The organism is Virgibacillus sp. DJP39 (assembly GCF_049310925.1).
GTDB lineage: Bacteria > Bacillota > Bacilli > Bacillales > Amphibacillaceae > Virgibacillus_F.
Genome location: NZ_JBMERP010000158.1, coordinates 1 through 2,142, shown reverse-complemented (window position 1 = coordinate 2,142; position 2,142 = coordinate 1). Strand labels below are relative to the sequence as shown.

At 35.2% G+C, this 2,142-nt stretch carries 3 protein-coding genes; 2 read left to right on the top strand and 1 reads right to left on the bottom strand.

The genetic code is table 11. The features are described from left to right. Window positions 1-540 precede the first annotated feature (540 nt). A complete protein-coding gene (gene rpmG, locus ACOI1D_RS21385) occupies window positions 541-690 on the bottom strand; it encodes a 50S ribosomal protein L33 (RefSeq protein WP_422504214.1) in 150 nt (49 codons plus the stop codon). A 432-nt stretch (window positions 691-1,122) separates the two neighbouring features. Here rpmG and ACOI1D_RS21380 point away from each other — a divergent pair, with 432 nt between their 5' ends. Then, window positions 1,123-1,467 (top strand): hypothetical protein, encoded by a 345-nt coding sequence (locus ACOI1D_RS21380; protein WP_422504212.1) that lies wholly within the window; start codon window positions 1,123-1,125, stop codon window positions 1,465-1,467. A 21-nt stretch (window positions 1,468-1,488) separates the two neighbouring features. Further along, window positions 1,489-1,965 (top strand): hypothetical protein, encoded by a 477-nt coding sequence (locus ACOI1D_RS21375; RefSeq protein WP_422504211.1) that lies wholly within the window; start codon window positions 1,489-1,491, stop codon window positions 1,963-1,965. The last annotated feature ends 177 nt before the right edge of the window (window positions 1,966-2,142 follow it).

The window sequence follows — 2,142 nt, the reverse complement described above, 5'->3', positions numbered from 1 at the left end:
AGCATCGGCCTTCCCGTTTGTACGAATTTCGGAGCTCAATCCCTTCAACCGCTTGGCTTACGGCCCATTACCTAGCTGTCTACGCTTAAAGGCAGTGTGTTACCACCTGCCCTCCAAGACTCGCTACGAGTGAGCGGCTAGTTCTTACTCGACGGGAATCCCACCCGCTATATATTACGACCTATGCTCGGTCGCTCCAGGAGTCTCGCATTTTTCCGCAGCTTTGTTAGCTTTCTTTTCAAGGGAGAAGACGTCCCATGAAACATATGTCTTAGTGAAGGCAGAATACGTAGACTCCTGCTTAGAACAGCACGCGTCCGAATACCCCGGAAGAAGTGTTCTTTGCTTCTGAGGAGACTGAGGCCGTGCTCGTGGAAAGCGAAGTGTTCTGCCGGAACGGCGTCTAGAAAGGTAAGTTATGTCGGAATTTGTATCAAATGTGAAGATTAAAAAGCAACAAAACTTACGAAAGGAGCCTTAACAAAAGGTATAAATAAACCCCTTATCTAATCTCGATAAGGGGTTTATTAACATACATTATTATTTAGTTTCACGGTGAAGTGTATGTTTTTTAAGGCGTGGACAGTATTTCATAAGCTCTATACGTTCAGGATTAGTACGCTTATTTTTTGTAGTGATATAGTTACGTTCACCAGATTCAGTACAAGCTAAAGTTACGTTTACTCGCATGATTTTCCCTCCAAACTATAAAATCTTGCTTAATAAAATTTTTACATTCAATATCAGACTTAATTTATAATATCAGATATCCGGGAATCAATCAAGTTGATAGTAGAATAAAAGTTACGTTTTTAGGTTTTCTGAAAATAAGTAATCTCTATCTGGCTAGTTCTGAGAGATTTTCAAACTATATTGTTTATGTTTTAATTATAAACATACAAAAATGTTGATTGGATTACGAACTCTGTAAATATCTGATAGGTTAGGAAACACTTCACAAAAGAAAAAAAATTATGGCAGTATAATAAAAGAAATCGGTTATCAGCCTTTATTTCGTCTAGTGGAAATTAGAAAATGTTACCTTTTAACCCTATATTGGTAATGGTTTCTTGACTAAATCTATGTTATAAATAATATTGTATATGAAATGGAGGCACAGACATGATTATTGCAATTTCGACAATTTTAATTATCTCGGTAACCTTATTCATTCTTTCTTTCTTAATGAATGATAAGTTCAAGGACATAGAAGATCAATTAGAACAGTACTCTATGTCAACTATGCAAGATACTTACCAGATGAAAAAGAAAATTAAAATTTTGGAAGAAGAGTTACTTACAAATGATTTGTCTAATGATTTTCAATTGGAGAACCAGCAAGGCCACGCTCCAGAATCAGACCGGAAAATTATTCAGTTACACGAAAAAGGGTACACCGTTCAAGAAATAACGGAATTAACTAAATTAAGCACATATGATGTTCAGTTGATTCTACGAAACAATTAAGATATTAGTAAGGAGATAATTATGAAGCAAACTCTTCGAACATTTTCAATAGGTCTTTTTACAGCCGGAATTATTTTATTAGCTATTGTTTTATTTGATGAAGACACTTCAAATGAAAAGGCATCACTTTCTCATAAAGACACAGTAGAAGCACTTGAAAAAGATGGCTATCATGTCTTGAGTGATAAAGAATACATTTCTCTTTCAGTTAAAAGTGAAACCTCAAGTGAAGAAAAAGAAAAACAGAGTACCAAAGATGAAAAGAAACAAGAAGTGCCAAAGAAAAAGGAACCACAGACTTTCACTTTAAAGATTCAACCGGGTTTAGCCTCCTCATCCATAAGCTCACTTTTAGAGAAAAATGGAATTATTAAAAATGCTGATGCGTTTAATAAATATTTGGAAGATAACGATTATAGCCAGTATGTTCAAATAGGAACATTTGAGGTAACAGATCAGATGACGTTTAATCAATTAGCAGAAACAATTACTAATTAATTTATTGCATTATACCTGTGCCATCGCAAAGCAGCGGAGTTAATTGAACAACCTTGTATTAGAAAACTTGGCTTATCGCCAAGTCTTTATGGCGAAAGCCTTAGTTGCATTTATGCAGTAAGAAAGGATTTATACTTTCTTACCTGCTAAAAAAGTAGTGTGGGAGACCACACTACT

Excerpts from the sequence above, each read along its gene's own strand:
- rpmG (WP_422504214.1), bottom strand. The coding sequence starts at position 690 with ATGCGAGTAAACGTAACTTTAGCTTGTACTGAATCTGGTGAACGTAAC.
- ACOI1D_RS21375 (WP_422504211.1), top strand. The coding sequence starts at position 1,489 with ATGAAGCAAACTCTTCGAACATTTTCAATAGGTCTTTTTACAGCCGGA.
- ACOI1D_RS21380 (WP_422504212.1), top strand. The coding sequence starts at position 1,123 with ATGATTATTGCAATTTCGACAATTTTAATTATCTCGGTAACCTTATTC.